Below are 6,527 nucleotides of genomic sequence, written 5' to 3'. Positions count from 1 at the left end.
TCGTCGGCAGCGTCAGCTGTGTATAAGAGACAGCCGCAAAAGCCACCGCCTGACCCACCGGCCGCCTCAGGTGACGCCCTGTCAGCGTAGGTCGGCTGCGTGCAGGGCGAGGCGGTCTGACGTGACTCGGCGCGCGAGCGCGTCCAGCTCGTCCGCGATCTGGCCCCGCTCGCCTGCCTGTTGGTGGGCGCGGCCGAGCTGGTAAACGAACTCGCCCGCCCACTCCGACGCGCGCATCTCGGCCAGGAGGTCGTCCAGGCCGGAGGTGAGCAGTTCGATCGCCCTGGCGTTGTGCTCGGGATCGGTGCGGCCGAGGATCCGATACGCCGTCCCGTGCTCCAGGGTGAAGAATCCGGGCGCGAAGTAGTAGTACTCCCACGGTCGCGCGCCGTCCGGGTGCACGTCGTCGGCCTCTTCGACGGCGATTGAGGTACTCAAGAGTCTGGTCGGTCCGGCCGACGCTGGTATGGAGCCATCCGGCGAACTGGGCCCACTGGGCGGCGACGTCCAGCAACGGTCGGCGGACGTCGCCGCGTGCGTCGATGACCATGCCCTCGATCGCGGCGAGCTGAGCACGCACGGGCCCGACGAGCGGTCCAGAGCCGATCGTGTCCTCGGTGCGACGCTGGACGGCCAGGACGGTGGCCAGGGATTCCACGACGGCTAGGTCGACGCCGGAGGGGCGCTGCGCGGCGAGGACGAGACGCTCCCCGTCCTCGGGCGTGAACGCGCCGTTCAGCCCGTCGGTAGCCGCGACGGGTGGCGGGGGCGGGAACAAGGGGGGTTTGACATGTGTTTGAACACTCAACTAACCTCGACTCAAGTCGTTGAAGGTTCAATCACTAGCGTCACTGGAGCCACCATGAGCATCGAGACCATCGCCCCGGGGCTGACCACCGGCACCTGGAACATCGACCCCGCGCACTCGGAGGTCGCCTTCTCGATCCGGCACCTCATGACCAAGGTACGGGGCAGCTTCACCGAGTTCTCCGGCACCGTGAAGATCGCCGACGAGCTCGCCCAGTCCACGGCGACCGCCGAGATCACCATGGCCTCGCTCGACACGCGCAACGCCGACCGCGACGCGCACGTCCGCTCCTCCGACGTGCTCGACGTCGAGAACCACCCCGTCATGACCTTCACCGCCACGAACGTCCGCGCCGAGGGCGGCGAGTACTACCTGGACGGCGACCTGGCCATCAAGGGCGTCTCCCGTCCGGTCAGCCTCCAGGTCGAGTTCCACGGCGTCGCCGAGGACCCCTGGGGCGGCACGCGCGCCGGCTTCTCCGCCTCCACCACGATCAACCGCAAGGACTGGGGCATCGAGTTCAACGTGCCCCTCAAGGGCGACAAGGCCCTCCTCGGCGACAAGGTCGACCTCCAGCTGGAGATCCAGGCCGTCCGCGCCTGACCCGAGACCTTCCTCCCGGCGCCCCACCGCACCCTGGGCGCGCCACCCCGGAAAGGGCCGTCCGCATGGACGGCCCTTTCCTATTCGTCGGGGGCGCTCAGCGGGAGGTGGAGGGCGAAGCGGGTGCCGCGGGAGCAGTCCACGATGTGGAGGGTTCCGCCGTGGGCGTGGGCGATCTCGCGGGCGATGGCGAGGCCGAGGCCCGTCCCGCCGGCGCCGCGGCTACGGGCGGTGTCGAGCCGGGTGAAGCGCTCGAAGACGCGCTCGCGGTCCTCGGAGGCGATGCCCGCGCCGTCGTCGGTGACCGTCAGCAGGGCCTGGCCGCCCTCGCGGGTCACCTCCACCGCGATGACGCCGTCCGCGTACCGCTCGGCGTTGTCCAGGAGGTTGCCCAGCAGCCGGACGAGCTGCATCCGGACGCCGCGCACGGTGACGCCGGCGTCGAACTCGGTGGCGATCTTCAGCTGGAACGTGCGCCTGCGGATCTCCGCGTCGGCCAGCTCGGCCAGGTCGATGGGCTCCTGGGCGGCGGTCCCGCCCGTCCCGATGCGGGCGAGCAGGAGGAGGTCGGTGACGATCGACTCCAGCCGGTCGGTGTCGCGCAGCGCCGAGTCGACGACGGCCCGCAGGTCGTTGTCCTCCGGGTGCATCGAGGCGTCCTCAAGGTTGGCGCGCAGCCCGGCGATCGGCGTGCGGAGCTCGTGGGAGGCGTCGGAGGCGAACTGCCGCTGCCGCCCGACCGCGCTCTCCAGCCGGTCGAGCGTCGCGTTGGCGGTCCGGGCGAGCTGCGCGATCTCGTCCTGCCCGGGCGTCTCGGGGACGCGGCGGCTCAGGTCGCTGGCGCTGATCTCGGCGAGCTGGGCGCGGATCGCCTCGACCGGGCCGAGCGTCCGTCCGACGACGTGCCAGGTGATCCAGGCGACGAGCGCGGCCAGCACCAGGACGCCCCCGGCGAGCAGCCCCTCCAGCAGGCCCGTCACCAGGTAGGACGGCATCGGCTCCCAGGCGTACACGACCACGGAGTCGGGCGCGGTGGTGGCGCGGATCGCCTCGACGACGAAGCAGTCGCGGTCCGGCCAGTCGCCCTGGCACGCGGTGAAGTCGCGGACGCGGATGTTGCGGGACGGCCACAGTGTGCTCACCGGGGCCTTGCCCGCGGCGGCGGGTGTGGAGTCGAGGACGTGGCCGCCCGGGCCGACGACCTGCACGAGGATCCGGCCGCCGGTCTCGTCCGGGATCGGGGTGGCGAGGGTCCCGTCGCGGACGCCGCCGCTCGCCCGGCGCGCGTCGATCTGGATCTGTTCGAGGAGGTCGGACTTGACGGCGCCGCGGACGGCGAGGTCGACCCCCGCGGCGGTGATCCCGAACACGAGGACGGCGAGCACGGCGGCGATCAGCGTGTCCCTGGCCCTGATCGACCGGGGGCGCATCCGCATCGGCCCTCCCGTTCAGCGCACCTGAATTGGTCCGTCGGCGCCGCCCGGGGGGGTGGCCGCCGTTTCACGGGCGGCGACGGGTGGGCCTCGCCGTCCATCACAGCGTGTCACGTCGGGAGGGAACCGCACCGCAACGTTGGCGAACGCTACCGGCCGGTCACCAATCACGGTCCGAATCAGCGTGCCGGGTTTTTACCTCCCCATACCGGGACATCCCGTTTACGACAGTCCTCAAGCACAGGGACGGGATACATGGGCAGGGACGTGGCATCGGTCACCATCAGCGGCGAGGACAGGCGGCGCTACCGCGACAAGGTGCGCAGATGCCTGGACGTCCTCGCGCGCATGCTGGGTGAGTCGCAGTTCGACTTCGACCGCCCCCACATCGGCCTGGAGATCGAGCTCAACCTGGTGGACGCGCTCGGTGACCCCCTGATGCGCAACGCGGACGTGCTGAAGGCCATCGCCGACCCGGCCTGGGCGACCGAGCTCGGCCAGTTCAACCTGGAGATCAACATTCCGCCCCGCGAGCTGGGCGGGGAGGGGACCGGCGAACTGGAGGCCGAGGTCGGCGACCATCTCGACCGCGCCGACGCCCGCGCCCGCGAGATCGCCGGGCAGCTGGTCATGATCGGCATCCTGCCGACGCTGCGCCGCACCGACATCGGCGAGGAGACCATCTCGTCCAACGCCCGCTACAAGATGCTGAACGACCAGATCTTCGCGGCGCGGGGCGAGGAGATGCACATCGCCATCGACGGGGACGAACCGCTCCGCATGCACGCCGACAACATCACCCCCGAGGCCGCGTGCACGAGCGTCCAGTTCCACCTCCAGGTCAGCCCCGACCAGTTCGGCGCCTACTGGAACGCCGCTCAGGCGATCGCGGGCGCCCAGGTCGCGATGGCCTGCAACTCCCCGTTCCTGTTCGGGCACCGGCTCTGGCACGAGACCCGCATCCCCCTGTTCGAGCAGGCCACCGACACCCGTCCGGACGAGCTGAAGGCCCAGGGCGTCCGTCCCCGGGTGTGGTTCGGCGAGCGCTGGGTGACGTCCGTGTTCGACCTGTTCGAGGAGAACACCCGCTACTTCCCGGCGCTGCTGCCGCTGTGCGACGAGGAGGAGCCGGGCGCCGTGCTGGACGAGGGCGGCATTCCCGAGCTGGGCGAGCTGACCTTGCACAACGGGACGGTCTACCGCTGGAACCGTCCGATCTACGCGGTCGTGAAGGGCCGTCCCCACCTGCGCGTGGAGAACCGGGTGCTGCCCGCCGGGCCGACCGCCGCCGACGTGATCGCCAACGGCGCGTTCTACTACGGCGTCGTGCGGATGCTGGCCGAGGAGGAGCGGCCCGTCTGGTCGCGGATGTCGTTCAGCGCCGCCGAGGACAACCTGCACCGCGCCGCCCGCGACGGCCTGGACTCCGCCCTTTACTGGCCGGGAATGCGCGAGGTCCCCGCCACCGAGCTCATCCTTCGCACGCTGCTGCCCCTCGCGCACGAGGGCCTGGACCGCTGGGGCGTCGACCCGGCGCGGCGCGACCGGCTGCTCGGCATCATCGAGAACCGCTGCCTGACCGGCCAGACCGGTGCCGCCTGGCAGATCGAGACCGTCCGTTCGATCGAGGAGTCCCGCGGCACGCCCCGCCACGAGGCCCTCCGCATGATGACCCGCGCCTACGCCGAGCACATGCGCGGCAACGCCCCCGTCCACACCTGGCCCATCGGCCCCTGACGATCTGTGCCCGAGACGCGGAGGGGTTTCACGGGTTCTGCACAATTCGCGCGCTTCGCACACATGACGGGCTTCTAGAGTCTGGTCCGTGACAGGCAACGAGTCGCGCATCCTCGTGGTCGAGGACGAGCCGACGATCGCGCGGGCGGTGGCCGACCGGCTCGCCGCCGAGGGGTTCACGGTCGAGGCGGCCGCGGACGGTCCGGCGGCGGTCGAGCGCGCCCGCTCCTTCGAGCCGCACCTCATCGTCCTGGACGTGATGCTGCCCGGGTTCGACGGCCTGGAGGTCTGCCGCCGCGTCCAGGCCGAGCGTCCCGTGCCCGTCCTGATGCTGACCGCGCGGGACGACGAGACGGACCTGCTCGTCGGCCTCGGCGTGGGCGCCGACGACTACGTGACCAAGCCGTTCAGCATGCGCGAGCTGGTCGCCCGGATCCGCGCGGTGCTGCGCCGCGTCGAGCGCCCGGCACCGGACGCCGCGGCGCGCGAGCCGCTGCGGGCCGGGCCGCTGGAGGTCGATCCGCGGGCCCGGCGGGTCCGGCGGGACGGCGCGGAGGTGCACCTCACGCCGACCGAGTTCGACCTGCTCGCCTGCCTCGTCCGCAACCGCGGCATGGTGCTGACCCGCGCCGTCCTGCTGGAGCAGGTGTGGGACTGGGCGGACGCGTCCGGGACCCGGGTGGTGGACAGCCACGTCAAGGCCCTGCGCCGCAAGCTCGGCCCCGACCTCATCCGCACCGTCCACGGCGTCGGGTACAGCCTGGAGGCCGCCCGGTGACCGGCGCCGGGGAGCCGCGCGTCGCCCACAGGCTGTGGGCGAGGCTGCCGCGCCCGCTGGACCCGCTGCGCTCGATCAAGGTGAAGTTCGGCGTCGTGGTCGTGGTGACGGCGTGCGTCGCCATCCTGATCGTCCTGTGGGGGTATCCGCTGGGGTTCCGGGCGCGGCAGACGCTCCCGGTCGGCGTGCTGATCTCGCTCGTCGTGATCCAGCTCCTCGCGCACGGGATGACCGCGCCGCTGCGGGAGATGACGGCGGCGGCCCGCGCGATGGCGCGCGGCGACTACAGCCGCCGGGTCAGGGCCACCTCCAGGGACGAGGTCGGCGAGCTGGCCCAGGCGTTCAACCGGATGGCCGCCGACCTCGCCGAGGTGGACCGCCAGCGCCGCGAGTTCGTCGCGAACGTCTCGCACGAGCTGCGCACGCCGATCAGCGCGCTGCGGGCCGTCCTGGAGAACGTCGCGGACGGCGTCACGCCCGCGTCCCCGGACGTCCTCGACTCGGCGCTGGAGCAGACGGAGCGGCTCGGCCGCCTGGTGACGCAGCTGCTCGACCTGTCGCGCGTCGACGCGGGCGCCGCGGCGCTCGACCTGGACCGCCTGGACGTCGCCGCGTTCGTCGCCGACGTCACCGCCGAGGCCGCCGCCGGGCATCCGGACACGGCGTTCGCCTCCGACGTCGCGCCCGGGCTGCACGCCACCGCCGACCGCGACCGCCTCCACCAGGTCGTCGCGAACCTGCTGGACAACGCCGCCCGCCACGGCCCGCCGGGCACGCCCGTCACGGTCACCGCCCGTCCCGGGCACGGGCCGGGCGGGCTGGTCCTGGAGGTCGCCGACGAGGGGCCGGGCATCCCGCCGGAGGAGCGGGCACGCGTCTTCGAGCGCTTCTCGCGCGGCGCCGCCTTCGGCCCCCGCGCCGGAACGCCCGGCGGCGGGACGGGCCTCGGCCTGGCCATCGCCCGCTGGGCCACCGACCTGCACGGCGGAGACATCACCGTCCTGGACACCCCGACCGGCTGCCGAATCCGCGTCGTCCTGCCTCCGCTCATTCAATCGCGGCCCAGCGAGCTCGCCTAGCGGCTCGCGCTCCTAACCGTGCTTGGGCGATCGCGGCATCGCTTCGCGATCTTCCCGGTGGGGCTCGCCTTCGGCATTGCCCCACCGGT

General features: G+C 72.3%; 7 protein-coding genes. 5 read left to right on the top strand and 2 right to left on the bottom strand.

Annotation, left to right across the window (positions count from 1 at the left end; translation table 11 throughout):
- Positions 1-81 precede the first annotated feature (81 nt).
- Positions 82-438 (bottom strand): hypothetical protein, encoded by a 357-nt coding sequence (locus E1298_RS16065; protein WP_131893947.1) that lies wholly within the window; start codon positions 436-438, stop codon positions 82-84.
- Between the two features lie 28 nt (positions 439-466).
- Between E1298_RS16065 and E1298_RS16060 the strand changes: the two genes are divergently transcribed.
- Together E1298_RS16060 and E1298_RS16055 are read left to right on the top strand one after the other, a co-directional pair.
- Positions 467-667 carry a hypothetical protein gene (locus tag E1298_RS16060; protein ID WP_131893945.1) on the top strand — a complete coding sequence of 67 codons (201 nt, stop codon included), beginning with the start codon at positions 467-469 and terminating at the stop codon, positions 665-667.
- Positions 668-862: 195 nt separating this feature from the next.
- Positions 863-1,411, top strand: a complete 549-nt coding sequence (locus tag E1298_RS16055; RefSeq protein ID WP_131893943.1) for a YceI family protein — start codon at positions 863-865, stop codon at positions 1,409-1,411.
- 80 nt (positions 1,412-1,491) lie between these two features.
- On the opposite strand, the gene E1298_RS16050 is transcribed toward E1298_RS16055, so the two are convergent.
- Positions 1,492-2,847, bottom strand: a complete 1,356-nt coding sequence (locus tag E1298_RS16050) for a sensor histidine kinase (protein ID WP_131893941.1) — start codon at positions 2,845-2,847, stop codon at positions 1,492-1,494.
- A 252-nt stretch (positions 2,848-3,099) separates the two neighbouring features.
- Here E1298_RS16050 and E1298_RS16045 point away from each other — a divergent pair, with 252 nt between their 5' ends.
- The 3 genes from E1298_RS16045 (at position 3,100) to E1298_RS16035 (ending at position 6,438) form a co-directional block, all read left to right on the top strand.
- Complete coding sequence (locus E1298_RS16045; protein ID WP_131893939.1) at positions 3,100-4,581, top strand: glutamate-cysteine ligase family protein; 1,482 nt, start codon at positions 3,100-3,102, stop codon at positions 4,579-4,581.
- Between the two features lie 88 nt (positions 4,582-4,669).
- The gene (locus E1298_RS16040) at positions 4,670-5,359 is read left to right on the top strand and encodes a response regulator transcription factor (protein WP_131893937.1); all 690 of its coding nucleotides are present in this window, start codon (positions 4,670-4,672) and stop codon (positions 5,357-5,359) included.
- Positions 5,356-6,438, top strand: a complete 1,083-nt coding sequence (locus E1298_RS16035) for a HAMP domain-containing sensor histidine kinase (RefSeq protein WP_131893935.1) — start codon at positions 5,356-5,358, stop codon at positions 6,436-6,438. The genes E1298_RS16040 and E1298_RS16035 overlap by 4 nt, the downstream gene beginning before the upstream one ends.
- Positions 6,439-6,527: the final 89 nt, after the last annotated feature.

This window comes from Actinomadura rubrisoli, assembly GCF_004349215.1.
In the GTDB taxonomy this organism is placed as follows: domain Bacteria; phylum Actinomycetota; class Actinomycetes; order Streptosporangiales; family Streptosporangiaceae; genus Spirillospora; species Spirillospora rubrisoli.
Note: the sequence above shows the minus strand (reverse complement) of the source record. Positions and strands in the feature narration are given on the sequence as shown.